At 72.3% G+C, this 25,622-nt stretch carries 19 protein-coding genes; 5 read left to right on the top strand and 14 right to left on the bottom strand.

The window, feature by feature from the left end; translation table 11 throughout:
- The 3 genes from AMK10_RS19575 to AMK10_RS19565 all read right to left on the bottom strand — a co-directional run bounded on the left by AMK10_RS19575 (position 1) and on the right by AMK10_RS19565 (position 5,106).
- Positions 1-435 (bottom strand): roadblock/LC7 domain-containing protein, encoded by a 435-nt coding sequence (locus AMK10_RS19575; protein ID WP_073749086.1) that lies wholly within the window; start codon positions 433-435, stop codon positions 1-3.
- A 7-nt stretch (positions 436-442) separates the two neighbouring features.
- Entirely contained in the window at positions 443-2,377 is a 1,935-nt protein-coding gene (locus AMK10_RS19570) for a sensor histidine kinase (RefSeq protein ID WP_073749085.1), read from the bottom strand.
- A gap of 719 nt (positions 2,378-3,096) precedes the next feature.
- Positions 3,097-5,106 (bottom strand): beta-galactosidase, encoded by a 2,010-nt coding sequence (locus AMK10_RS19565; protein WP_073749084.1) that lies wholly within the window; start codon positions 5,104-5,106, stop codon positions 3,097-3,099.
- 223 nt (positions 5,107-5,329) lie between these two features.
- On the opposite strand from AMK10_RS19565, the gene AMK10_RS19560 reads away from it, so the two are divergent.
- Positions 5,330-6,400: a LacI family DNA-binding transcriptional regulator gene (locus AMK10_RS19560; protein ID WP_073749083.1), complete on the top strand. Its 1,071-nt coding sequence runs from the start codon at positions 5,330-5,332 to the stop codon at positions 6,398-6,400.
- Positions 6,401-6,444: 44 nt separating this feature from the next.
- Here the strand turns inward: AMK10_RS19560 and AMK10_RS19555 are convergent, their stop codons facing one another.
- The 3 genes from AMK10_RS19555 to AMK10_RS19545 are packed head-to-tail and all read right to left on the bottom strand — an operon-like array spanning position 6,445 to position 9,358.
- A complete protein-coding gene (locus AMK10_RS19555) occupies positions 6,445-7,185 on the bottom strand; it encodes a cupin domain-containing protein (RefSeq protein ID WP_073749082.1) in 741 nt (246 codons plus the stop codon).
- Entirely contained in the window at positions 7,182-8,216 is a 1,035-nt protein-coding gene (locus AMK10_RS19550; RefSeq protein ID WP_198959725.1) for a PmoA family protein, read from the bottom strand. Before AMK10_RS19550 ends, AMK10_RS19555 begins: the two co-directional genes overlap by 4 nt.
- The gene (locus AMK10_RS19545) at positions 8,213-9,358 is read right to left on the bottom strand and encodes a Gfo/Idh/MocA family protein (protein ID WP_073749081.1); all 1,146 of its coding nucleotides are present in this window, start codon (positions 9,356-9,358) and stop codon (positions 8,213-8,215) included. The genes AMK10_RS19550 and AMK10_RS19545 overlap by 4 nt, the downstream gene beginning before the upstream one ends.
- Before the next feature lie 253 nt (positions 9,359-9,611).
- Between AMK10_RS19545 and AMK10_RS19540 the strand changes: the two genes are divergently transcribed.
- From AMK10_RS19540 to AMK10_RS19530, 3 genes are all read left to right on the top strand, one after another.
- Positions 9,612-10,631, top strand: a complete 1,020-nt coding sequence (locus tag AMK10_RS19540; RefSeq protein WP_073749080.1) for a LacI family DNA-binding transcriptional regulator — start codon at positions 9,612-9,614, stop codon at positions 10,629-10,631.
- 29 nt (positions 10,632-10,660) lie between these two features.
- Entirely contained in the window at positions 10,661-11,218 is a 558-nt protein-coding gene (locus AMK10_RS19535; protein WP_079180769.1) for a uridine kinase family protein, read from the top strand.
- Positions 11,219-11,591: 373 nt separating this feature from the next.
- A complete protein-coding gene (locus AMK10_RS19530; protein WP_073749354.1) occupies positions 11,592-13,445 on the top strand; it encodes an ATP-binding cassette domain-containing protein in 1,854 nt (617 codons plus the stop codon).
- Between the two features lie 68 nt (positions 13,446-13,513).
- On the opposite strand, the gene AMK10_RS19525 is transcribed toward AMK10_RS19530, so the two are convergent.
- Positions 13,514-14,017: a cupin domain-containing protein gene (locus AMK10_RS19525; RefSeq protein ID WP_073749079.1), complete on the bottom strand. Its 504-nt coding sequence runs from the start codon at positions 14,015-14,017 to the stop codon at positions 13,514-13,516.
- A 291-nt stretch (positions 14,018-14,308) separates the two neighbouring features.
- Here AMK10_RS19525 and AMK10_RS37440 point away from each other — a divergent pair, with 291 nt between their 5' ends.
- Positions 14,309-15,052 carry a LamG-like jellyroll fold domain-containing protein gene (locus AMK10_RS37440; protein WP_158070880.1) on the top strand — a complete coding sequence of 248 codons (744 nt, stop codon included), beginning with the start codon at positions 14,309-14,311 and terminating at the stop codon, positions 15,050-15,052.
- Between the two features lie 174 nt (positions 15,053-15,226).
- Here the strand turns inward: AMK10_RS37440 and AMK10_RS19515 are convergent, their stop codons facing one another.
- The 7 genes from AMK10_RS19515 to AMK10_RS19485 all read right to left on the bottom strand — a co-directional run bounded on the left by AMK10_RS19515 (position 15,227) and on the right by AMK10_RS19485 (position 25,347).
- Complete coding sequence (locus AMK10_RS19515) at positions 15,227-15,844, bottom strand: hypothetical protein (RefSeq protein WP_073749078.1); 618 nt, start codon at positions 15,842-15,844, stop codon at positions 15,227-15,229.
- A gap of 127 nt (positions 15,845-15,971) precedes the next feature.
- The gene (locus AMK10_RS19510; RefSeq protein ID WP_073749077.1) at positions 15,972-16,175 is read right to left on the bottom strand and encodes a hypothetical protein; all 204 of its coding nucleotides are present in this window, start codon (positions 16,173-16,175) and stop codon (positions 15,972-15,974) included.
- Positions 16,176-16,413: 238 nt separating this feature from the next.
- Positions 16,414-18,303 (bottom strand): hypothetical protein, encoded by a 1,890-nt coding sequence (locus AMK10_RS19505; protein ID WP_073749076.1) that lies wholly within the window; start codon positions 18,301-18,303, stop codon positions 16,414-16,416.
- Positions 18,300-21,722, bottom strand: coding sequence for a WD40 repeat domain-containing protein (locus AMK10_RS19500; protein WP_073749075.1), 3,423 nt, complete (start codon positions 21,720-21,722; stop codon positions 18,300-18,302). Before AMK10_RS19500 ends, AMK10_RS19505 begins: the two co-directional genes overlap by 4 nt.
- Positions 21,719-23,002, bottom strand: coding sequence for a hypothetical protein (locus AMK10_RS19495; RefSeq protein WP_073749074.1), 1,284 nt, complete (start codon positions 23,000-23,002; stop codon positions 21,719-21,721). Before AMK10_RS19495 ends, AMK10_RS19500 begins: the two co-directional genes overlap by 4 nt.
- The gene (locus AMK10_RS37330) at positions 22,999-24,087 is read right to left on the bottom strand and encodes a hypothetical protein (protein ID WP_143194969.1); all 1,089 of its coding nucleotides are present in this window, start codon (positions 24,085-24,087) and stop codon (positions 22,999-23,001) included. The genes AMK10_RS19495 and AMK10_RS37330 overlap by 4 nt, the downstream gene beginning before the upstream one ends.
- Before the next feature lie 279 nt (positions 24,088-24,366).
- Positions 24,367-25,347: an AraC family transcriptional regulator gene (locus AMK10_RS19485; RefSeq protein ID WP_241839587.1), complete on the bottom strand. Its 981-nt coding sequence runs from the start codon at positions 25,345-25,347 to the stop codon at positions 24,367-24,369.
- Positions 25,348-25,622: the final 275 nt, after the last annotated feature.

Here is a 25,622-nt window from a genome sequence, read left to right as displayed (position 1 = left end):
TCACAGCCCCGGGGTGAACGGTGCTCCGGCCGGCTGCCGGAGCGGCGTCATCAGATAGGGGCGCACGCTCTTGACCAGCATGGCCATCTCGTAGCCCAGGACGGCGGCGTCCGCCTCGCGGCCCGCGAGGACGGCGAGACAGGTGCCGGCTCCGGCGGTCGAGACGAACAGGAGCGTGGAGTCGAGCTCCACCACGACCTGCCGCACATCGCCGTTGTCGCCGAAGCGGGCACCGGCGCTCCGGCCGAGCGAGTAGAGGCCGGCGGCCAGGGCGGCCATGTGGTCGGCGCTGTCGGCGTCCATGCCGTGGACCGACTTCACCAGGCCGTCCGCCGAGAGGAGTACCGCGCTACGGGTGTAGGGAACGCGTTGGACCAGTCCGCTCAGCAGCCAGTCGAGGTCCGAGACCTGGCCGGACGGCATTTCGCTCGTCATGGTTCATCTACTCCTTGAACATGTTCTCGGTACGTGGATCCGGTTCGGAGTGCCGAGGTCCCGGGTGGCCCGGGTCCGGTCGCTCCGCGCCGGGAGTCGCGGTGGTGGCGCCGCGGAACGGCAGGGGGGCGAGGCCGTGGGACCGCTGCGCACCGACGGCCGCGGTCAGGCCCGGCCCTTCGGCGGGCACGGCGGCCGGTGCTCCGTAGGCGGCGACCGGTCCGGGCTCCTCGGCCGTCTGTGCCTCGGCGAGGCCGACACCCCGCCGGAAGGCCGCCATCAGCCCCGGGTCGTGCAGGGCGTTCTCGTCCTCGGCACGCGGGACGGGGGCCTCCCTCAGCTGCGGAACCAGATGCTCCTGGTTGCTGCGCCTGGGGAGTTGAGGCCGCCCCACGGCACCGTCCGCGGCGATGGACGACGCCTCGGCGGGAGTGCCCGGGTCCGGCGCCGGCGGGACCGGCGCGGCCGAGGGGGCAGGAGCGGCCGTCCGGGCGACCGGCGGGGACGCGGCGAGGTTGGGGCGGTCCACCCGCTCGGCGCGCAGCGGCAGCGGCGGCCCCTCCTCGGCACGCCGGGCCTGCCGGGGCGGCTGGTCCAGCTGGGGCGGGACCTGCGCGGAGGAGGCCGGGGCATCCTCCTGTGCGGGCGGGCGGTGCACGGCTCCGGGGGAAGGCACCGGCGCCGCACCGGGCTCCGCCGTGGCATCGATGTCGATGCCGAGGAGGACCTCGGGCAGGACGAGGACCGCCTGCGTGCCTCCGTAGATGTTGCTCTGGAGCCGTACGGCGATGCCGTGCCGCCGGGCCAGTGAGGCGACGACGAACAGACCGATCCGGCCGTCCTGGAGCAGATGGGCGACATTGACCTGGTCGGGGTCGGCGAGCAGCGTGTTCATCCGCTTCTGCTCGGGTCCCGGCATGCCGAGCCCACGGTCCTCGACCTCCAGGGCGAGCCCGGCGGTCACGCGCTGGGCGCGCAGCAGGACCTGGGTGTGCGGCGCGGAGAACACCGTTGCGTTCTCGACGAGTTCGGCGAGGAGGTGGATCACGTCGGCGACGGCGTGCCCGCGCAGGGTGCCGTCGATGGGCGGCACGAGCTTGACCCGCGGGTACTGTTCGACCTCCGCGATCGCGGAGCGCAGCACCTCCGTCATGGTGACGGGGTTGCTCCACTGCCTGCGGGAGACGGCGCCGCCGAGGACGGCGAGGTTCTCGGCGTGCCTGCGGATGCGGGTGGCGAGATGGTCGACGTGGAAGAGGCCCTTGAGCAGGTCGGGGTCCTCGACCTCGTGCTCCAGCTCGTCGAGGATCTGGATCTCGCGGTGCACGAGGGACTGGAGCCGCCGGGCGAGGTTGACGAAGACCTCGACCTTCTGTTCGTTGCCGTTGCCCTGGAACAGCTGGGACGCCTGGACGACGGCCGCCACCGCGTCGTCCTGTGCGCGGCCCATCTCGTGGGCCAGCAGGTCGAAGGCGTCGGCGCCGGGCGCGGCACCGGGTGTGGGGCGGCGTTCCGGCACCGGTTCGCCGTCGCGGAGCTGTTCCACGACGCGCTGCAGCTCGGCGTGGTACTGGGCGCAGGTGCGCCGGAGCGCGAGGCAGCGGTCGTGCACACCGCCTGCCACCCGGCTCGCGCCGAGGAAGGCCGCCGCCACCGCCGCCACGGCGAGCGCCCCGGATCCGCCGAGCGCCGCCAGGAGGCTGCCGGACGGGCGTACGCCGGAGGACCGGATGGTGAAGATGACGGCAGCCGCCCCGCTGAGCACGGCGGCCACGGTCGGCAGGAGGGCGGTGCGCAGCAGCTGTGGCCGCAGACGGGCGTCGGGAGCGGGCTGCGTCGCGCGCGGCCGGCTCGGGGCCGAGTGTGAACGGCCGCCCGGACGGCCGTGCCGTCCGCCTTCGCGGCGTTCGGGTCGCGCGGTGGGTGCGCGAAGTTGAGACATCATCGTCCTCGGTACGTGGGGCACCAGGAATCGGCATTCGTGTGGTGACACCTACGGTGGTCGGTCAGGCCCGGGTCAACGGCTGGGGCAGGCTCGACCGATATGAGCCCACCGTTGATCACCGGCAACACACGGTAGTCGTCAATCGTCCACGCCCGGCGTGCAGTTGTCGAAGTTGCCCGCCAGGCGTCCCGCTCTGGTATGACACCTCGCACGGGCAGCCGAATACCTCCGCACCCAACTCCGCACGGAAGCCCGGGAATCGCTCTCCCGAACGATTCCGGGAGCTGTGGGGGACGGACGCACCGGGCTCGCGAGGGAGCGGTCGAGCCGCGGAACGGGCATCCGGGAGAAGCCGGTGTCCGACGCCAGGTGGACGCTCGGACAGCTGGGCTGGTTGTGGACGGGTCTGCTGCGCCCGACGGGATCGCCGCCGGTGCCTTCCACGGCGTTGGACCAGACTTCGAGTCCAAGACGGTCGGGCCGATGCCACCGATCGTCCCGCGTCCGGTGCCGACGCCGGTGTATCCGCCCGAGGAGGACCTCGCCCGTCGCGGCGTCGCGCACGGTGCAGCCGTACGGGGTTCGGGACGTGCCCGGCGGGAGTGCGAGCGTCGGACGGCACGGAAGGCCTTGGGCAGCACGCACGTCGGACCCGGCAGGAGTCCGCCGGGGACACCGCGCGTGTCCCCGGCGGGAGCCCGCCGGGGACACGCGCGTCAGCGTTCGTGGACGACCACGGACTCCCGCGCGGGCACGGTGACCCGGCCCGCGACGTCCTCGCCGCGCAGGAGTTCGTGTCCTGCGGCGGACACCTCGGCGTCGTGGTCGGTGTGGTTGATGACGAAGAGGAAGCTGGAGCCGTCGTCGGCGTACCGCCGCACGGCCTCGACGCCCTCGGGGAGACCGGCGGCGACCGGGCTCACCCCGGCCTCGGCGAGGAGGGCGTCGACGATGCCCGCGACCCCTTCCTCGTCGGGACGGGTGGCGACGTACCAGGCACTGCCCCGTCCGACGCTGTTGTGGGTGACGGCGGGCAGTCCGGCGAGGTGGCCGTCGGCCCACGCGCGCACGGTCTTCGCCCCCGCGAGGTGGGTCTTCTCGCTCCAGAGGTCGGCGCGGGTGCCGTCGTCCAGGGTGAGCACCTCGTCCTCCTGGAGCGGGTGGAACTCCTCGGTGCGTACGCCGAGGAGGTCACGGAACGCACCCGGGTAGCCGCCGAGCCTGACGTGGTCGTGTTCGTCCACGATCCCGCTGAGGAAGGTGATGAGCACGCTCGCGCCCGCGTGGGCGGCCTCGGCGATGCGTGCCGCGTCCCGGTCGGTGACGGTGTGGAGGGTGGGGACGACCACGGCGCGGTAGCCGGCCGTGTCCGTGCCCGCGGAGACGATGTCGACGGCGACACCGCGGAGCCACAGGGCGCGGTACCAGCGCGTGGCCTCCGCCATGTAGTCCAGGGCGTCCGTGGGGCGGCCCTCCGCCTCGGCGCTCCACCAGGAGGGGTAGTCGACGACGAGCGCGACCTCCGCCCGGACGCGGCTGCCCTTCACCGGTGCCAGGGCGCGCAGGATCCGGCCCAGTTCCACGGTGTTGCGCCACACGTCGGAGTCCCGGCCCGCGTGCGGGACCATGGCGGAGTGGTACTTCTCGGCCCCGGCGACGGACTGCCGCCACTGGAAGAACATCACGGCGTCGGCGCCGCGCGCCACATGGGAGAGGGAGTTGCGCAGCATCTCGCCGGCGCGCTTGGCGCCGTTGCGGGGCTGCCAGTTGACGGCGGAGGTCGAGTGCTCCATCAGCATCCACGGCGCGCCTCCCGCCACTCCGCGGCTGAGGTCGGCACTGAAGGCGAGCCCGATGTGGGCCTCGGGGTCGCGGGAGATCAGATAGTGGTCGTTGGCCACCACGTCCATGTCGGACGACCAGGAGAAGTAGTCGACCCACTTGTTCGATGTGGTCATCATGAAGTTCGTCGTCGTCGGCACGTGCGGGGTGACCTCGCGCAGCACATCGCGCAGGGCCCTGTAGTGCGCGAGATGTTCGTCGGAGGAGTACCGGGCGAAGTCGAGCTGCTGGGTCGGGTTGACGAAGGTGGGGGCGGCCCTCGGCGGGAGGATCTCCTCGAAGCAGTCGTAGCGCTGGGACCAGAAGGCGGTGCCCCATGCGGTGTTGAGGGCGTCGATCGTGCCGTAGCGGCTCTCCAGCCACCGGCGGAACGCCGCGGCGGCGGCCTCGGAGCAGTCGTGCGGCACATGGCAGCCGAGCTCGTTGTCGACGTGCCACAGGGCCAGCGCGGGGTGCTCGCGGTAGCGCTCGGCCATCCGGCGGGTCATCCGCAGGGCGTAGTCGCGGAACAGCGGCGAGGAGACCGCGTACGACTGCCGGGAACCCTGGTTCAGGACGGTGCCGTCGGGGCGTTCGGGCAGGATCTCGGGGTGCTTGCGTGTCAGCCACGGCGGCGGTGAAGCGGTGGCGGTGGCCAGGGCGACGCGGATGCCCGCCGCGTGCAGCCTGTCCAGCACCGCGTCGAGCCATTCGAAGTCGAACTCGCCTTCACGGGGCTCCAGTTGGGCCCACGAGAAGATGGCGACGCTGAGGAGGCCGACACCGGCCTCCCGCATCAGCTCCACGTCCTCCAGCTGGACGTCCAGGGGCCACTGCTCGGGGTTGTAGTCACCCCCGTACGCGATTCCGGGGACGTTCAGGGGCCAGAGGCTTTCGGTGGGCATGCTGGTCCGTCCTTCTGCGGGCATCTGGATGCCCTACCGGTGAACGAGGTGTGCGACGTGGCGGTCTTGTAACGTTTCAAGACGTCACACAGGAGCCTAGGCAGGCCCCTGTGTTGACGTCAACATCCGTGCGGGAAGGTCTCCGTTCGGGGGCATGGCGACCGCTCGCCTACCCTGGCGGGATCACCGGCCGAGTCCTCGGCCCGGACGCCCGGAGGAGGCCATGGACAGCGCGCGAGCGGATTCCGGGCAGGCGCGGCAGCGGAGACGCGAGGCGTCCATCGACGACGTGGCACGGCGCGCCGGGGTCTCCGGCCAGACCGTGTCCCGCGTCGCCAACGGCCGCAGCAATGTGGGGGCCGCCACCCGGGAGCGCGTGCTGGAGGCGATGCGGGAACTGGGCTACCGCCCCAACAGCGCGGCCAGGGCGCTGAGATCGGGGCAGTTCCGCAGCATCGGAGTCATCGTCTTCACCCTCACGTCGTACGGGAACCTGCGGACCCTGGAGGCCGTCGCCGCGGCGGCCACCGAGCGGCGGTACACGATCACACTGATGCCCCTGGAACACCCCACCCACGCGGATGTGAGCGTGGCCCTCGACCGGCTGGGCGAGCAGGCCGTCGACGGGGTCATCGTGCTGATCGAGTCCCGTCTGACCGGCGGCGCCGAGGCCCGACTCCGCCGGGGCGTCCCGGTGGTGACCGTGGACTCGCGGGTCGCCCGCCACTCCCCCGTCGTGGACACCGACCAGCTGGCGGGCGCCCGTCTGGCGACCGAGCACCTGCTCGGACTCGGCCACGAGACCGTCTGGCACGTCGCGGGGCCGCGCGACTCCGACTCCGCCGGTCTGCGCCTGCGGGGCTGGCGTGAGACCTTGCGGGCCCACGGGCGGCGGGTGCCCGAGGTGCTGCACGGCGACTGGTACGCGGACTCGGGCTACGCCGCGGGCCGGCGACTCGCCGCCGAGCCGGGAGTGACAGCCGTCTTCGCCGCCAACGACCAGATGGCGCTGGGGGTGCTGCGCGCGCTGACGGAGGCGGGCCTGCGCATCCCGGCGGACGTGAGCGTCGCCGGGTTCGACGACATGCCCGAGGCCAGGAACTTCATCCCGCCCCTGACCACCGTCCACCAGGACTTCGCCGCCATCGGCCGGACCGCCGTGGACGCACTGGTGCAGGAGATCGAGGGCGGGCCGCCCGCCGCGTACACGGGCGTCGCCCCCCGGCTGACCGTACGGAGCAGCACCGCCGGGCCGGCCACCCACCGGCCGGAGGGCGCCGGCCCGCCGGCCTGAGCTGTCGGCGGTCGGAGCCGCCTTCGGCCTGTGCCTGCCGTCGGTCACACCGGCCAGGTCCGCAGGCGTCCGCACATGCCGTAGCGCGCGGGCCCGTGCCGTTCCTCCTGGGCCGCGACCGCGGCGCCCGCGAGGTGCCCGGCTCCGCCCGTGGCCAGTGCCGCGAGCGCGGAGACCGTGTCGGCCGTACTCCGCTCGACACCCGACCGTACGATCGCCTGCCAGGCGGGCACCCGGTCGGCGACCAGGCGGCCCGCGGCGGCGTGCATGCCTGCCAGTCCGGCGCCCCCTTCGGCGTCCACGCGCTCCCGCAGCTTCGCGTAACCCGTGAGGGCGAGATCGCGGCGGCGGCGCGCGGCTTCGGCCACCTGGGGGTCGTCTGGGGCCGACTGCGACTGGTCGGGGAGCGCCGCCGCGGCGCGGTACGCCGCCGGGTCGGCGAGCACCTCGTCCGGGAAGGTCAGCACGGCGTCGCCCGCCTCGGGCAGGCCGGCGTTCGACATCACCACGAGGATGTCGAGGTCACCGTCGTTGACCAGCCGGTGGACCACTCCTGGGGTGAACCACACGGTCACGCCCGGGAACAGCCGGTGCTCGGCGTAACCGTCCTTGCCGAGTGTCTGCACGGCTCCCTCGCCGCCGATGACCACGTAGCCCTCGGACGAGGCGGTGTGGAGGTGCGGCGTACCGCTCCCCACCAGGCCCGCGCCGTCAGGGGCGGGCCAGTCGTAGACGGTGAGCCGGCTGATGGAGGTGGCTCCCGGAAAGGGCGGCCTCCCGCTCATCGCTCCCCCTGCGCGTCCCGGGACAGCGCGTCCCTGCCCAGCCCGGCGAGCAGCCGGGCGCGGTCGGGGTCGCCCGCGCCGTCGGCGATCACGACGGCGTAGCGGAAGGCGAGCGTCTGCCCCGGGGCGAACGGCACCTCCTCGCTGAAGAACGGCGCCGGGTTGGCGCATCCGAACGCCTCGGTCCGCATGAACCACTGCGGCGGGTGCTGGGGGTTGGCGGTGTCGTCGACCATGACGATGGTGGACGCGCCGCCCGGGCCGTCGTGCTGCCCGCTGAAGCCCATCCATTCCGCGCGGGTTCCGCGCACCTCCTCGCCTCCGGCCATGCCCGGGGCCAGGACGGTGCCCCCGGTGAAGGAGCGCGGGCCGCGCCAGAACAACCCTCCGTATCCCGCGTTCTCGCGGCCCTTCGTCGTCGGCGAGCCGATGTCGAGCCGTCCCTCGCTGACGTTGGTCATGGCGGAGGAGAAGGTGAGCACCCAGGCGTCCTCGGTCCCGGGGACGATCACCGACCAGCGGCGCTCCTCCGTGACGATGTCGCGGCCCAGGGGTTCACCGGGCTCCGGCTGTGCGCGCCAGGTGAGTTGGTGCGCCAGGCTCACGGATGCCCGGGTGACGTCCAGGCCGGTGAGCTCCTCGTGGTCCATCGAGCCGTTGTTGTCGAGCTGTACGTAGTTCCTGCCGTGGACGTAGGTCGGCCCGCCCCAGAAGTTGTGGTCGCCCAGGTTCGGCAGGGACCAGGTGATCCCCTTGTGCCAGACGTGGTCCCAGGGCCTGAACGTCGTGACGAGATCGCCACCGAGGGTGTGCACGGGATGGAAGTACGGCCTGGGCGACTCCAGTTGGATGTCGTCCGGGGCGTAGACATAGGTGAGCAGCGGTGCGCCGTCGCGGGTGACGGTGACCGCCCGGCCGACGTCGTGGAGGGCGTGCAGTCCGGTGGTGTGTGCCGCGCCGGTGTTGTGTGTCGTGACGCCGTTGCGGGCGGTACGGGGCTCGTGCGCGGTGCGGGTGTCGTCGCGGATCACAGGGAGGCGCCTTCCGTAGCGAGGTTGCCGGACCACGGGGCCCCGGTTCCGTCCATGCGGGTGTAGAAGGGATGACCGGGGCCTATCTCGCCCTTGCGTACGGTCCTTCCGGTGAACGCCGACGCGTAGACCGCCGCGACGAGTTCCAGAGTGTCCCGGGCCTCGCGCAGCGGGACCGGCAAGGGGCTCCCGGTGTCCAGCGCGTCAAGGACGGCACCCATCTGGTCCTGGTGGCAGCTCCGCCCCCCGCCGGTGACCGCTGCCAGGCTGTCGCCCACCGACTCGTGTCCCGGAGCGGGTGTGATCCTCCAGTCCTCCTTGGCGTAGCCGTAGACGTGCTCGACCTCCACGGTCGCCCGTTCCGTGTCGATCCGCAGGAGCGAGGTCTCGCGCGGCGACAGCAGCGAGTTGACGAGGGTGGCCAGTGCGCCGTTGTCGAAGCGCACCAGAGCCGTGGAGACGTCCTCGGTGGCGGTCTCCCGGGACAGGCGCGCGGCCATGGCACTGACCTCGGTCCAGCCGCCCATGAGCGCGAGGAGCAGGTCGAACTGGTGGATGCCGTGGCCCATGGTCGGCCCCCCGCCCTCGACATCCCACTTGCCGCGCCACGGCACGGCGAAGTACTCCGGGGGCCGGTACCAGAGGGTGTCGCACACGGCGACCAGCGGACGCCCCAGGGCGCCCTCCTGCAGGAGTTGACGGACCTTCAGCCCCGATGCGCCGAAGCGGTGCTGGAAGACGACGGCGACCTCCACGCCGTTGACCTCGGAGGCTTCCAGGAGCCTGTCGATCTCGGCGAGGCTGAGGGCCGGCGGCTTCTCCAGCAGGACCGGCACCCCGGCCTCGACGCACTGGAGCGCCAGCGGCACGTGGGAGCCGGGCGGGGTGCAGACATGGGCCAGGTCGGGCCGCGCCACGAGCGCCTCGGCGAGGTCGGTGCTCCAGTGTGCGATGCCGTGCCCGGCCGCGAAGTCCTCGGCCCGGCGGGCATCGATGTCGATGGCGGTGACGACGGCCGCGCGCCCCGCATGGGCCGTGACGGCGGCGGCGTGGGCGTGGGCGATGGAGCCGGTTCCGACGACGAGATGACGCCGTAGGGGCTTCGCACCGGGATGCGGCTCGGAGGGGCTGGGGTTGTTCACGGTTTCCTCTCGGGTGTGGCCCGGGGGCCATGCTCTCGGGTGTTGCCAAGGCGACGGGATGCGGATTCAGTGAACGTTCACCACGATGGTGAACGTTCACTTTCTGTCCGTCAAGAGGCCGTTCTCACGGAAGACCCGGGACGGTGGGGCAGGACCGGCCGCCCGAGTGCGATCCGGCCGTGGGCTACGATCGCGAACGATCACAACAGCCGGTTCCGTCCTGGCACCGGGATGAGGAGGTCGGCCTGTGCCCATGGGAGCCGAGAGCCGGCGACGGCCGACGATCCGCGAGGTCGCCCAGGCCGCGGGCGTCTCCCACCAGACCGTGTCGCGCTACATCCGGTTCGGCGGCGCCGGGATGAAGACCGGCACCCGCGAGCGGATCGGCGCGGCCATCGAGGAGCTCGGCTACCGGCCGAACCTCACCGCGCGGGCCATGCGCACCCACAGGACGGGACGCCTGGCCGCGCTCCTGCCCGCCGGGTCGGCCGCCAGCTCGCTGCGCATGCTGGGCGGCGCGACGACGGCGGCGCACGCGTCCGGCTACCACCTGGAGGTCGTGACACTCGACCGCACGGCGGGACCCCGGTCGGAACGCGTCAACGAGCTGGCGGACTCGCGCCAGTTCGAAGGACTGCTGTCCTTCACACCGTTGCTCCCGGACACCGGTGCGTCCAGCGCTCCGGCGGTTCCCGTCGTCGTGGCCGCCGACTACGACAGCGAGATGCGGGCACTGGGGGCGCTGGCCGACGCGTCGCCGGTGGCCGAGCTCATCGAGAGGCTCGCAGAGGACGGCCACCGGTGCTTCCTGCACGTGGCGGGCGACCGCACCCACGCCTCCGCCCGTGGGCGCGAGCAGGTCTATCTGGAGACGATCGACCGCCTCGGCCTGCGCTCGGCCGGGGTCGCGGGCGCCGACTGGTCCCCCGAGTCCGCGCGGCAGGCCGTCCTCGGCCTGCCCTCAGGCACCGACGTCACGGCGGTCATCGCCGCCAACGACCTGCTCGCCGCGGGCGCCGTCCGCGGCGCGATCGAGCGCGGGTGGCGGGTACCTGAGGACCTCAGCGTCACCGGCTGGGACAACAACCCCGTCGCCGCCTGGCTCCCGCCCACCCTGACGACGGTGGACATGGACTACGAGGCGCTGGGCCGACGGGCCTTGAACCGGCTGGTCTCCGTCCTGCGCGGCACGGAGGTGACGGAACCGGCCGGCCCGGTGACCAGGGTGTTCTGGCGGGGGTCCACCGCGGCCGCCCGCCCGACGGTCCGGTGACCCCGGCCGGGCGCGCGCGAGGAGGAGACGTGTTCCTGTCCGCCCCGCCCGTACCGGTGCTGGCCGTCTCAGGGGGCGCCGGATCGGGAAAGACCACCCTGGCGAACGGGATCGCCCGCGCCCTGCCCGGCACCCGGATCGTGCATCTGGACCACTGCTTCCACACCAGCCCCGAACTCGCGCCGGTCGTCGCGGCGGTCGAGGGCGACGGCTTCGTCATCGACTTCAGCGACCCCCTCTCCCTGGACTGGGACAGGGTGCGGGACGCACTCGACGCGGGTGCCGGAGAGGACACGCGCCTGCTCCTGATCGAGGGCACGTTCGCGCTGCTGCCCGCCCTGGCCTCCGTGGCGCGCTGGAGTGTGTACGTCGACACCCCGGCCGACCTGCGTCTCGCGCGCAAGCTGCTCCGCAAGGCCGGCGAAGGTGTGGACCCCGAGATCAGCCTCCGGGGCTACCTCGCTCACGGCCGTGATGCCCACGACCGCCATGTCGAACCGCTGCGGAGCACGGCCGGGCTGGTCGTGGACGGCACCCGTCCGAGCGGTGAACTCGTGGGGCAGATCGTCGCGATGCTGGGACTCTGACGGCGCCCGCGCGCCTCCGTCACCCTCGCCGCCGCGTCTGCGGAGCAGTACCGGACCAGCACCGGCGGGGAACCGGAGCGTCACCGGAACACCTCGTCCCACACCGCTCGCAGCCGCCCCTTTGACCCCGTTCGCCCCATGCGTTTCGGACACCGGCGATTCGGCCATTCCTCGCGGTCCGACGGCGGCCTCAGCACCGCGGCCATCCACTCGGCACCGTGCCGCTCAAGGGCTCCAGCCCGTCCGGAATCGAGCGCGTTCGATTCCCCGGGGCCGTCGTTATGCCGGGCACTGCCGAGCCGATCCGGTGCGGCACCGACCCAAGGAGAGATGCAGGGTGACTGTGACCGACACCTCGGCCGCAAGCGCGGAGATGCCTCCCCCTCCGCCACCGGCCGCCATCACCTTCGAGGGCAAGCACGGCAAGAACCCCCTGGCCGAGGCCAGTTTCGGGGCCCTGTGCATGCGTCTGCCGGCCGTCATCGGGCACACCGCCCGAAGGGCCTGGGAGGTCGACAGGACCGGGGCCGTGCTGCTGGTGGTCTGCCAGCTCCTCACCGGCGCCGCGGCGGCCGTGGTCCTCGCGTTCACCGCGCGGGCCATGGCGCACCTGCTGGGCTCCGGCCCTGTTTCCGAACGCCTGCATGAGGCGCTGCCCGCCCTGATCGCGGTGACCGCGGCCGCCGGCGTTGGCCGCGTCGGCAGCGCCCTCTCCTCGTACGCCGACGGGCGGATCACTCCTCTGCTGACGACCGAGGCGGACATCGCGCTGGTCTCCGCGGTGTGCCGCGTCGAGTCGTCCGCGTACGGAGAGGACGGGTTCGCCGACCGGCAGGAGGCCGCCGAGGTCGGCGTCACCAGGACCCGGATGATGGTGCAGGACGCCCAGCGCTTCCTGGCCGCCCTGGTCCGCATGATCGCGGCGACCGGTGTCATCACCGCCCTGCACTGGATGATGCTGCCGCTTCTCCTGCTGGCCGTGCTCCCCGCCGGCGCCGGCGCCGTGCTCTCGGCGAGGGTGGACTACGAGACGCACTACCTCAACGTCGGTGACCGCAACGTGCGTTCCATGATGCGCTGGTGGGCCACCTACTCGCGGTACGGCGACGAGGTGCGCGCGAACGGCATGACCGGCTACCTCCTCTACTGGTACCGCGCCCTCTCCGACCGGATCGACCGGCGCACCCTCACCGCCGCGCCCCGCATGCTGCGTATCGTCCTGACCACGAGCGCCCTGGGCGGCGTGTTCCTGCTCGCCACCTGGGCCACGCTCGCCTGGCTGGCCACCACCGGGCGTGTCGCACTCCCGGTGGCCGCGACCGCGGTGGTCGCCGTGCAGACCACACTGGCGGCGCTGTCGCAGTTCGTCATCCACGGGGCGGCGATGTTCCACACCTCGCTCTACCTCGCGGACATGCGGACCTTTCTCGACATGGCCGGCGAACGGGCACCCGCTCGTGGCGAGCTGACCATCCCCGACCGGGTCGACGAGATCCGGCTCGACGAGGTCGTCTACCGCTACCCGGGCAAGAGCGAACCGGCGGTCGCCGGCGTCTCGCTCACCCTGCGGCGGGGCGAGATCCTGGCGATCGTCGGTGAGAACGGCTCCGGCAAGTCCACCCTGGCCAAGCTCATCACCGGCATCCTCCTCGCCGACAAGGGCCGCGTGCTGTGGGACGGTACCGACCTCGCCGACGCCGACCCGGACGCGGTGTGGAAGCGGACGGCTCTGGTCCCGCAGAACTTCGCCTGCTGGCCGCTGCGTACGCGCGAGAACATCACCCTGGGGCAGCCCAGGACGCATGACGACGGGCCGGTCTGGGAGGCGATCGACGCCGTGGGCATGCGCGAGGCGGTCGAGAAGCTGCCCGCACGGCTCGACACCCTCCTGGCCAAGGAACTCTGGGGCGGGGCCGAGCTGTCCGGGGGCCAGTGGCAACGGCTCGTGTGCGGACGTGCGCTGTACAGGCGGACACCGCTGCTGATCCTGGACGAGCCCACGTCGCAGATGGACCCGCGCGGGGAGCACCAGATCTTCCTGGAGATCAAGCGCATCGCCTCGGAGCGCATGACCATCGTCGTCACCCACCAGCTGGAGAACACCCGCCTCGCCGACCGCATCGTCGTCATGAGCGAGGGCCGCGTGATCGAACAGGGCGGCTACGAGGAACTCGTCGACGGAGGCGGCCTGTTCGCCGAACTCGTCGCGCTGGCCAAGGACCGCTAGGGCCTTTCGTTTGCATCGGGAGGGGTCCGGTGCCCCGGCACCTGACCTCTCCCCTTCCCTCCCCCGGATCAGGCCGAGGACGCCAAGGCGGCGCGCCAGGCCGCGCTCTCCACGTAGTGGTTGTCGAAGCGCTCGGCGGACTCGGCGATCTCCTTCGGGTCCGCCTCGCCGCGCATGACCCTGCCGAGCAGTCGCAGATACGCGAAGCGGTCCATGTGGCGGTCGAAAACGAACAGGACGTCCGCCGTGGCTCCGGGGGCAGCGGCGAAGGCATGCGGTGTGCCGGGCGGCACCGCGAGGAAGTCGCCCTCCCGCAGGACCGTCACCTGGTCGTCCACGAGCACCCGCAGGGCACCGCCGAGGACGAAGAACATCTCCGTCGCCCTGGTGTGGAAGTGGGCCGGCGCCCCGACCGCCCCTTCGGCGAAGGTGGACCGGTAGCTCGTGAAGCCGCTGTCCCCGTGGGCGCCCTCACCGAGCAGGCGCATCACACTGCTCGGGTCGGCGCAGGTCTCGGCATCGGCGTGGCGGGTGAGAACCGGGGTGTTCGAGGTGGTCTTGTCGTCCGTCATGGGGACAACTCTAGAACCGTAGATGCCCACTCCCCAGGGCCATTCAGAAGTGCTTCCCCTGGGCCATTCCCACGTCCGCGGGCCCCGGTGCAGCGCCCCGGCGTGCAACGTCAGGAGAACGCTCCGGCGCATCCCACCCACCCCGCTCCACGTCTACGCGCCCGTTACGGCAGGGGCTTTCCCCTCCTAGAGTGGGACGGTCCGCCACCGCATGCCGCCGCCCCACCAGGCCCGTCGTACGGGGCGGCCCTGCGCATACCCGTCGCACGATCTGTCGCAGGGAGAGTGCTCTTGAGCAGCTACGACCAGTTGATCCTGTCGGACGACCCGGTGCTGTACCTCGGCCTCGGCGGCGCCGGAACGGAGGTGTCCCCGGGCGGGCTCACCGCCACGTTCCACGGCTCCCCCGGACACACCCATCTGCCCAACGGCGACCCGGCCACGCTGTTCGACGGCACCTCGGAGCAGTACATCGACGTCCCGGACAACGATGTGCTGTCCGTCCCCACCACGGGCGCGCTGACCATCGAGGCCTGGCTGCGCCCGGACGTCCTCGTCTTCCCGCGCACGGAGGGCACCGGCTACGTCCACTGGCTCGGCAAGCTCACCTACGCCACCGTCAACCAGTGTGAGTGGGTGGCCCGCATCTACTCCGCGGACAACACCGAGGGCCGCGCCAACCGCATCTCCGGCTACGCCTTCAACCCTCCCGGCGGCCTGGGCGCGGGCTCCTACTTCCAGGACGCCATCCGGCCCGGTGAGTGGATCCACTACGCCCTCGTCATCACGACCGCACCGGACGGCCCGGCCCAGCCGCCCGGGCACACCAAGATCTTCCGGGACGGGCGCCTGCGGGACCGGGACGCGCTGGCCGACTACACCATCGTCCCCGGCAACACCACCTCTCCGCTGCGCATCGGCAGCGCGGCCCTGCGCTCCTCCTTCCTCGGCGGGATCGGCAAGGTCGCCGTTTATCCCCGGGAGTTGTCCGAGCAACGCCTCACCGAGCACCACGCCGTCATGACCGCCGGCTGACCCTGGTGGTGAACCCCGCATGCGGGTCGTCGGCTGTTCGTGGTCCGCCCTGGCCGTCCCGTTCGGTCCGGACCCGTACACCTCCCCGGACTCCGCATCGCCGCCATCATCATCTGGCCGGCGACATGATCCGGAAGGTGTGACCCACAGCGGTGCGCGGGCGCAGTGCCCTGCTCAGTCGTCGAACCACACGACGAGGCGCACGTTGTCGTCGCCGTGCTGTTCCGCGAGTTCCCTCATGGCTTCCCAGACAGGTTGCCACTCGCCGGTTTCGGTGACGGCATCCCTGCGGAGGATGGTGACTGATCTGTAGAGCGTGTCCCCGACGAGCCACTCACTTCCTTCGGGCCACTCCCGGTCTTCGCCTCTCTCCAGTCCGACGGCCTCGGCAAACTCCCGGCTCCAGGAGGACTTGCCCGTCATTCCGAGTCCGCTCGGCGTCCGGCGGTACTGGTGAAGTCGGCTGTCGGGCTTCTCTGCGGGCTCGTCCCAGTCGACGGCCTTCACCTCGGCCCACGTGATCCACGTGGTGCTGTGTACGCCGTCTCCGCCGTACCACTCGGCCAGCTGGGCGAACCGGGCACTCACGGTGGCCGAGGCGTCGACGGGGAGCCCTCTGCCTGCGGCCAGGGGACGGAAGTTCGCATAGTTGCGGACCCCGAAGAGACAACCGAACGCGTCGTAGTTGCGGACATCGTTGAGGGAGCTGAGGCCGTGTGCGCTGTACCAGACCGGCTTCCGATCTCCTCGCGGCGCCCGATACTCGACGAAGCCGCTGATGTCCGTACCCATGAAGGCATTGTCCCGACGCCGTCAAATGATTTCGTCTGCATCGGATCGACGGCCTTCGTGCACGTGAGCAGCCTGGCCAGGAGGTGACCTCGGTCGCCGGTACTGAAGCGCCGAACCGGCCCCGGCCTCACCATCCGCGGCGTTCCGCGGCGGCGTGCCACCAGCCGGGCGGGCTCTGGTCGGAAACCTCGGCGCTCGGCTGGTCGGGATGCAGGCCGAGGCGGCGGAGGGCATCGGCGGCGATCCGGACACTGAACCAGCCGTGCCAGTGGCCGTCGGACGCGATGCCGCAGGCCAGGTCGAAGTAGAACTCGCCTGCGGTGAAGGGCATCCAGTCGATACCCCGCTCCCGCAGTCAAGCCCGGGCGGCGGCGTTCGGATGCAGGCAGCCGGACGTGTGCTCGTAGTGCGCGATGGTGACCCAGTCGGCAGCGGTAGTGCTCATGGCCGCCATGATGCCCGTCCGTCCCGGCACCTGCGAAGGCTTCTCTCCGGCGGTGCGGGGCCCTCGGCGATCAGTGCCGCGGGGGCGATGGCGCAGTTCGGGTCGACCGTGCGGAAACACCACCTCACGGGCGGGAGAGCGCGCGGGCGACCCCGGCGGCCACCGTCGTGGCCAGGATCCAGCCTCCCGCGATCAGCAGGTACGACAGCCACTGGGCGCAGCCCGCGGGATTGAAGGCACGCTCCTGCCCGAGGTCGACGAGCGGCAGCAGCAGATCGGTCGCGTACGCCACCGCGTTGAAGTGCGGGGTCTCGTCCGGTTTGAGCGGGGGCGGCGGCGAGACCGCGTACGCCACGCTGCCGATTCCGTGCAGCAGCAACAGCCACAGCGCCGCCCGCCAGGGCCGGTAGCCGTAGCCGACGGTGACGTCCTGAAGCGCACCCCAGGTACGGCTGAGCGGCGGGCGGCCCCGGCGCTGCCGCCGCTCCTTCGCGTACAGCACCCGGCGTGCTTCGGCCTGGTCGCCCGCGCGGACGTACAGCGCGGCAAGCTGCTCGTAGGGCTGGGGCCGGGGTCCGGAGGGGTCTCGCGCGAGCCAGCGCAGGCGTGACGTGGCGGGGAGTTCCGGCTTCAGCGCCTCGTACGTCAGTCCGTCCAGGCCGAGTTCGGCGGGCCAGCGCTCAGGATCGTCGCCGAGGACGCCGAGCTGGGCGTGTTCCAGGTTCACCATGCCCCTGATCGGCTCGGCGGGGCTCAGCAGGAGTTCGACGGCCCGGATCAGGCGCAGATCGAGCACCAGGTGGTCACGCGCGGCCAGCCGGGCGCCGGTGAACAACACCGACCCGGCGACGACTGCGCCGCACAACCGCACCGCTGCCGCTGAACGCATGTCCTGGCACAGGATGCTGTCGCCGACGGTCGCCGCCTCGGCGTCCAGGGCGACGTCCTCACCGTCGGTGCCGAGCCGCGTCCGCCTCAGGTCGAGCCGGCCGCGTATCTGCGCGCCGACGAGCGTGACATGGCCTCCGTCGACGGTCATGCCGGTGGCGTGCACATCCGTGACGGTGGCCCGGTCCAGAGTCAGCGCACTGCCTCCCGGATTGCCGAGCACGGCTCCGTCGAGGGTGAGGTTCGCCCCCATCTCGGCTCCGATCAGCCGGACTTCGCCCTCGGCGGCGAAGGAGTCGGAGCACCAGACGGCGCCGCGTACGCTCAGGCCACCGGCGCCCAGCGCCATGCCGCCCGGATTGCTCAGCCGCGACCCGGACAGCTGGATGCTTCCCGCGATCGTGGCATTGAACATCCTGAAGCGGCCGATCACCGTGAGTCCGGGGGCCAGGATCCGGTCGTTGACGACCGCCCGGTCGAGAATCAGCGCGTCCGCCCCGGGACACCGTACGGTCGCGCCTTCGAGGCTGACCGGTCCCTCGATCCTGGCCCCTCGCAGCAGGACCTGGCCGTCGGCGACGAATCCCTCTCCGCAGTCCAGGCCGCCGCCGACGGTCATTCCGTCGCCGCCCAGCGCGAGACCGTCGCCGGCTTCGCCCAGCAGGGCACCGCCCAGCATGACTTCGCCCTCGATCCTGGCCCGGTCGAGCCGGACTCCGCCGGCCACCACCCCCGCGCGGAGGTCGAGCCGACCCTCGACTCTCATCCCCGCACCGTCGAACCCCGGCATCCGGCAGCCGTACACGCGCAGGCTCCGCAGCGTGGACTGGGCGAGTCGCGGCGGTTCGTCGAAGCGGCACCCTTCGAGAACCACGGCGGAGTCGACCGTGGCGTGCAGAAGGTCCAGCGTGCCGGTGATCCGGGCGTTGCGCAGCCGGAGTCCGGCCACCTGCCCCGGCTCCGGTTCCCTGGCACCGAGCAGCAGGGCCCTGATCACCTCGGCGCGCACGGACGGTGCAGGGCCGTCGCCCGCCGGTGCGGCCGTATCGGCCGCGTCGACCCACCCACCGTGGGGATACGCGGTCCAGAGCCGTTGCTCGGCGGCACCGAGGTCCGTGGGCGTCACGGGGCGCAGGGCGGGGCGTAGTCGCGTTCGGGGAGGTACTGATCCCACTGCTTCTCGGTGATGCGCTCTCCGGGGCGGCTGCAGAGACGGGACTTGATGTCCTTCATGTCCAACGGCCAGACGCTCACGACGCCTTCGGTGGAGCCCGCGACCAACAGACGTCCGTCCGGGCTGAATTCCCACCCGGAGTCGTAGGGTCCGGCGCCGCGGATCATGACGAGGTGCCGTGGCTTTTCGATGTCCTGGACGTTCCAGACGCGCTGCGTCGCACTCTCCCCCTCGGTCAGCAGAAGGCCCCCGTCGCGTGACACGGCGAGCCTGGCGTAGTGCGGGAGGGACCCGGCGAGCAGTGGAGCCGCCGGTTCCTCCGGCGGATCGTCAAGGTCCCAGATCTGGCCGGTCCCGTTCCTGCCCCCGGCCATCAGCCGACGGCCGTCACCGGAGAAGACGATGTGGTCGGCGTTCTCCTGGTCCACCTTCCGTCCCGGCAGGCGGACGGGCTTCGCGGGTTCCTCGATGTTCCACAGGCTCAGGTCCTTCGCGAAGTCGAGGACGGCCACCACGGAGTTGTCCGGGCTGATGGCGATCTCCTCGATCGTGAACTCCTCCGACACGCCGGGAAGGGTGGCCGTGCGCAGCGGTCGCCGGGGATCGGCGAGGTCCCAGAGCACGAGGACGTTGCGCGGGTCCGTGGACGAGTCCGCCGTGTCGACCGCGGAGACGAGCAGCGTTCCGTCGTCGCTGAACGTGTACGAGCTGGACTCGCCCGGTTCGAAGCTCCCGATCCGCGCGGGGGCGTCGAGGTCCTCGACGTCCCACACCGTCACGTGGTCCTGCTGGCTGGACACGAACAGTGCCCCGCCGTCCGCGCTGAAGACGGGGTTGTCCGACCCTCCCAACGGCTCCTCGGGGAGGACGCCGGCGTACTTCGGTTTCCTCGGGTCGCCCATGTCCCAGAGGCAGACGGCCTGTCCGCAGGTGGCGGCCATGCGGTCGCCGTCCTCGGACAGGTCGATGTCGATGCCTCTGCCCACCGACCGCTGCGGGTCGGGGTCGGCGGCCACCGAGAGCGCACCGGGCTGCTGCGGCACGGAGATGTCCCAGAGCCTGACGGTGCCGTCGGCGGACGTGGCCGTCGCGACCGTCCGGCCGTCCGGGCTGACGTCCATGCCGGAGCTGTCGGAGCCTGCCGCCGAACGGCTCAGCGGTGCCTCGAAGTTGGGGTCGTGGATCAGCCGGCCGTCGTCGAGACGGGTGAGGCGGCGCAGTACGGCTTCGCCGTCCCAGCTGGTGACCAGGTGCCGGCTGTCGGGGGCGAAACGCACGAATCCGTCGCTCTGAGGAACAGTGGTCACGGAGCGGGGCTTGCCCGCGTCCGTGACGTCCCACACGGTGATCTCGTGGTCCTGTCGGCCGGTGGTGGCGAACAGGGTGCCGTCGGGCGCGTACGACATGCCACCGGCCTTGCTCCTGAGCGTGGCGAGCCGTTCGCCGTCGGGTCCCCGGAAGACGACCCGGTCCTCGAACTCCCAGGCTGTGGACCGGCCGCCCGGTGCGAAGGCGACGGAGTACACGTCGGCGGCGGCGTCCAGGGTCTTCACGGGTGTGGGGCTTCCCGGCCGGCCGACGTCCCACAGCCGCGTGGGCCCGCCCGCGCTTCCCGTGGCGAGCTGCTCCCCGTCCGGGCTGAAGGCCAGGGCGGTGACCGAGTAGCTGTACGGCAACGAGGCGAGCCGGCGCGCGTGTCCGGGTTCGGAGACGTCCCAGAGCTGGATGCTCCCGGCGGGCAGGGTCATGCCGTAGTCGCCGAATCCATGGCCCACCGCCAGCGTCCGCCCGTCCGGGCTGAAGGCCAGCGCCCCGACGTCCCCGGTCCCTCCCGTCAGCTCCGCGACCTGTCGGCCGTGCTGCACGTCCTGGAGGACGACGGTGCCGGTCCCGCCCACCGCCAGCAGCTCCCCCGGGGGCTGGAAGGCGATCGTCACGGGTGATCCCTGCGTCCGGACGTCATGGGTGTACGAGCCCGGCAGGGTGAGGCTGTTCAGCAGAGCGCCTCGTGCCTGGTCGGTCCGCGAGACGTCGTACGCCATCAGGAGCAGCTGCCGGGACAGCCCCGGGTCGGTCGCCTCCAGCTCGGCCGCCTCCCTGACGAGCTGACGGGACCGCGCGACCCGCTGGCGCTCGTCGCTGCGGTCCTGTTCCCCCATCAGGAGCCACACCGCGACACCTCCGAACAGGACCGCGACGACCAGGGCCAGGAGCAGCGCGTTTCCCGCCATCACCCGGCCGTCACGGCGGCGTGCCCGCCCGGCGGCCTCCGCCCAGTTCCCGGCGGGTTCGACCGTGAGTCCGGGGCGGGCGAAGCCCAGTGCGTCCTCCTGGTCGCCCACGGGGACGATGACCCGGCTCACCTTCGCCGCCGCGAGCTTCGCACGGTACTGGTCGACCCGGCCGAGGTTGCCGAGTCCGTCGATCTTCCCGACCACCGCCACGTCGTCGGCGAGCCGTCGCACGGCACGCCGGGCGGAGCCCCAGTTCCGGAGCCGGTGGATCTCGTCCAGCACGACGGCGAAGGCGGCGCCCAGTGACTCGTCCTCGACGTAGTGGACGGGGCCGGCCTCGCTCTCCAGCCACCAGAGCACCGTTCCCTCGACGTGTCCGGCGCCCGCGCACTCCCACGCCCGCTCCAGGGATGTCTGGAAGAGCGGGTCCGCGCTGAACAGGCTCATCCTCGCGGGGTCGGGCACGAGTGCCGGCGGGCCCGAGGGCAGCTGACGGGCCCGTAGCGTCGCGTGGCGGCCGTGGACCCCGCGGGAGGTCAACACCTCCACCCGCTGCGGGGAACGCCGCGACGCGGGGCCGGCCCCGGCCAGGCGCTGGAGGGTGAGCGCCGCGGTGAGCGAGGCCCCGTCCCGGCGTCCGGCGTCGGCTGCCGCGACCGCCAGGGCGTCGAGGCAGCGATGGAGGGGAGTGTTCCCCTGTGCGAGTGCGTCGGGGGTCCATCCGGAGGACTGCGTACCCAGTGGGAAGACCCGGGCCGCCTCGATACGGCCGAGGACGGCGGGCAGCACATCGGGGGCGGCGTCGGTGTCGACGAGGGCGAGTCCCATGCCGGCCAGCGAGCGCAGGGCGTTGACGGCGGCGTCCTCCTCGGGCCGGAACGGTGCGCCGAGGACGGCTTTGGTCTCGGGCACTCTCCGCGCCCCGCGGCCGTCGTTCAACAGCCGGTGCAGCGGCGTCACTTCCTCGTGCAGCGCTCTGAGCGCGTGGCTGTCGGCGCGCTCGACGAACCGCTCGACCAGCCGGAAGAGCGGCTGCCCGGGCCCGAGGAGCTCCTGGCGTATCTCGTCCGCCTCGTGGGGCGGCGCCTCCTCCACGAGATGGCGGCCGAGGTCTCTCGGCAGGCCGGCAGGGGTCACTGGACGGCCCGGCCGATGACGTCCCGCAACGGGTGCGACGGGGGCAGCGCGTCCGCGATCCGCTCCCAGAGGTCCAGGTAGCTGCCGGTGTCGACCGCCGCGATCGAGCGCTCCACCTCCTCCGCTCCCAGTGACGCCGCCTCCCGTACGCCGATCGGCGGTCCGTCCACGTCGGCCTCGACGAAATCACCGGTGGGGATGGGCAGGGGCAGGCTCCCGCCGATGAAGGCGCCGGACGGCTCCAGCACGACCCAGTACCGCGTCGCCCCGTCTGCCGCCAAGATCCGGAACGGCAGGAGCATGACCCCGTACCCCTCGGTGAGCAGCCGGTGCTCGCCCGGCCGGAGCACGGCGTGCGCGCTGACGGTGACGTGTCCCGTACTGGTGACGGCCACCCGGACGGTGAACGGGGCCCGTTCGAACTCCTGGCTCTCGCGCCGGATCCCGTCGGACGCCCCCGCGTCGAGCAGCACCGTGTCCATGCGCGGTGCCGCGGGGGCGGACCCGCCTTCTCCGCGCAGTTTGCCGGTGACCCGGGCCGCGGTGTGGCCGAGGAATCTGTTTCCCTCCGCGAGCACCTCGACGAGCGCGGCGAGCGACACCCTGGCGTGTGCGGGCAGCCGGGCCGCGTCCAGGTCCGTCAGCCGGGCGCACAGGCTGGTGGCGGCCACCCGGACCAGGCCGGGGTCGTCGTCCCGCACTCCTTCGTCGAGCTGTTCCAGGGACGCGGTGAAGCGGGGGCCGACCGGCCGGAACCAGTGGCGCAGCCGGATCACCTCGCCGGGCACGCCACCGTGGAGCAGGGCGTCGATCTCATCGGCCAGCAGGGTCACCCGGTGCCAGGGCAGGATGTGGAACAGCTCGGCGGGGGGCCTTCCCTCGTCGGCGAGGCGGGCCAGCAGCAGACGCCGGACCTCGATCTGTTCACCGGCGAGCACCTCGGTCTCGGCTGCGCTCGGGGGCACATCGGGCCACCCTTCCTCGAGCCGGGTGATGACCCGCAGTCCGGCTTCGGTGACCGGGACGGGCATGGCGAGTTCGTCCAGCTCGACCACCGCCTCGCCGGTCGACCGGTGGACCAGGCCGAGCGCCTGCCGTCCCTGCTCCATCGGGACGCCCCGGCGCTGCCAGCCGTGCGCGAACTTGGGCAGCCGACGGGCGTCGGCCCGCTCGTCGCCGTCGTTCACCACGGCTCCGCGCGGCCACGCGGGTGCTCCGGTCGTGGACGCGGGCACGGGCGCCGTCGCCGTCCAGATACTGAGCGGTCGATGGTCCGTCACCCGGTCCGCTCCTGGATCGTCCTGACGAGACTCGCGGCGGCGGGCCCGAACTCATGGGCGATGGCGGACTCCCGCTCCCCGCGGTCCCCCACCGGGACACAGCTCTCGCGCGCCGCGCGCACCCTGGGCCAGCCGTCCGCCGGTATCCGGCCGGTGAGGTCCGCCGGCAGCGCGCCGACCCACTTCGCCGCCCTGGCCGTGTCGGCCTCCGGCCAGCGGAGCCGGAACTTGAGGCAGCGGAGGATGACGCAGGCCTGCGCCACGGGGTCGTCCCCCTCGTACCCGACGGCCAGGACCCGTGGCGCGGCCTCCAGGTCCCGGAGCCCCTGGCCGGTGGGATCAGCGGTCGCGTTGCGCCGGTGGTCGTAGTAGAGGGAGTTGACGGTCAGGTCGCGGGTGACGGCATCGGCCGCCAGGTCTCCCCCGTATGCCGGGAAGGCGAACTCGTCCAGCGCGAGGGGCCGGTACTCCATGAGCCGGTCCGGCGGAAACTCGGCCGGGGCGACGGACCACACCAACCGGGGCGAGACACGGCAGTCGACATCGCCGAGATCGTGGCGCCGGAGCATGCGGTCCTCGGCCAGTTCGGTCAGCTCCCCCGGTCCGGCCGTCCCGGTGAAGTCGAGGTCGTTCACCCGGGCGTCCTCGCCGTCGCGGAGCAGGTCCCGCACGGCCCCGCCCACCAGCCACGTCGTGTGGTGCCGCGCCGCCAGAGCGTCGAGGAGCGCTTCCACGAACCGGCCTCCGCTCTCCATGGAGACGACCACCCGCTCGAAGCCGGCCCGCAGATGCGGCGGCGCGGCGGCTATGGCGTCACCACTCAGGCTGTCGACCGGCGAAGGGCCCGACCGGATGATCCGGACCGACTCGTCCTCGGCCGCGGGCACGGTCCGGTCGGGCGGCCCGGTCAAGCGGTGATCCCCGTCGAGGAGCAGTCGGTCGCCCGGCGCTCCGGAGACGGGGTGGGGATCGAAGGTGAAGCCGGCGACCGTCCGCCCGTCCACCTGGTCACCTCGCGCGACGGGGCCGTGCGCGGAACGGGCGTAGGCGTCGAACACCTCGGCGCGACCTGCGACTCTGGCCATGAACCACCTCCGGCGAGGCCGAAGTCCCTTCTGAGACCTCACTCACCCTATCGGGCGGATGGGTCGACTGTGCGGCTGATGTGGGGAGTTGGGCCCGAAACGGCACCGTACGACGCCGAGGCGTGAGCCGGGCCGCGCCACCGCCGAAGAGCGGAAGGTGGGCGCGTCCGGGCCGGGCGGGAGCCGGGCGCCCCACCGCCGATCCGGAAGGCGTGCGCGTCCGGGCAGGGAGCCGGGGCATCCCGGCTCGGGCCGGGGGGGCCGGGTGCCGGAGCCTGGCTATCCCGCCTCTGCCTGCCGGCGTGCCTCGTCGCGGAAGTACCGGGGCGACGCCCCGACCACGCGCCGGAACGCCGTGCTGAAGGCGCTCTCGGACTCGTAGCCCGTCGCGGCGGCAAGCTCGGAGATGGAGCGCGTGTCGCTGCGCAGGGCATCACGGGCCAGGCTCATCCTCCATTCGATCAGGTAGGTCAACGGGGCCGTGCCGACCTTGGCCTTGAACGCCGCGGCGAACGCGGACCGTGACATGTGGCTGATCGCGGCGAGCTCGTCGAGCGTCCAGCGCCGGCCCACGTCGGCGTGCATCGCGCGCAGCGCGGCCCCGATGCCGTCCTCGACCAGCGCACCGAGCCAGCCGACGGGCCTTTCCGTCGCATCGGCATGGACCCGCAGCATGTGGACGAGAATGAGCTGCGCGAGGTGCTCCAGGACGAGGGTCCGACCGACACCGGCGGACTCCATCTCCGCGACCGTGAGTGCGGAGAGGTTCGTCAGCAGTGCGCCACGCGGGTCGCCGGCCCGGACGAGGACGAGGGGCGGAAGCACATCGAACAACACCGAGGCGTTCGCTTCCTCGAACACGAAGTCGATGCAGCACACATAGGTGTCCTCGTCGGCCTCGGCTCCGATGCGCACCTCACCGTCGTTCTCACGCTCCCGGAAGGCAGCGGCCCGGCCCCGCGCCCCGTCGGGCGTGCTGGTCAGCGTGTAGGACGGCGGGTTGTTCAGCAGGAAGAAGTCGCCCTTGCGCAGGCACAGCGGCTCGCACCCCTCGGGGGTCATCCAGCACTCACCCTCGAGGACGACGCCCAGCTTCACATGGGCGTAGGGATCGAAGCGCACCGCCCACGGCGAAGCGGCGTGCACGCGTGCGGGAACCACCGCCTGCGTGCGAAGCAGCCGCAGTACGTCGACGATCGGGTCACCGGCGCCGACGCCCCTGCTCCGCTTGGACGATGCGTAAGCTTTATCGGACTTCACATCATTCATCGTACTCGACAGCGCTCCTCCGTGAGCCCATGAGCTACGCGAAGGCGGTGCCCGCAACGGGCGCAACAGGCACCGGCACCACAGCCGAACTGCCCACGCGGTACGGGCTGCGGGGTGCGGGGTGCGGGGTGCGGGGTGCGGGGTGCGGGCTGCGGGGTGCGGGCTGCGGGGTGCGGGGTGCGGGGTGCGGGGTGCGGGGGCAGGCTCCCACACTGCGACGCGCGAGGTCTCGGCCGGCCGCACCAGCCGAGACCTCGTGCGCGGCA

It is taken from the genome of Streptomyces sp. CB02058 (assembly GCF_001905505.1).
Taxonomy (GTDB): Bacteria; Actinomycetota; Actinomycetes; order Streptomycetales; family Streptomycetaceae; genus Streptomyces.
The sequence above is the reverse complement of the archived record's forward strand: the minus strand, read 5'-3'. Positions and strand labels throughout refer to the sequence as shown.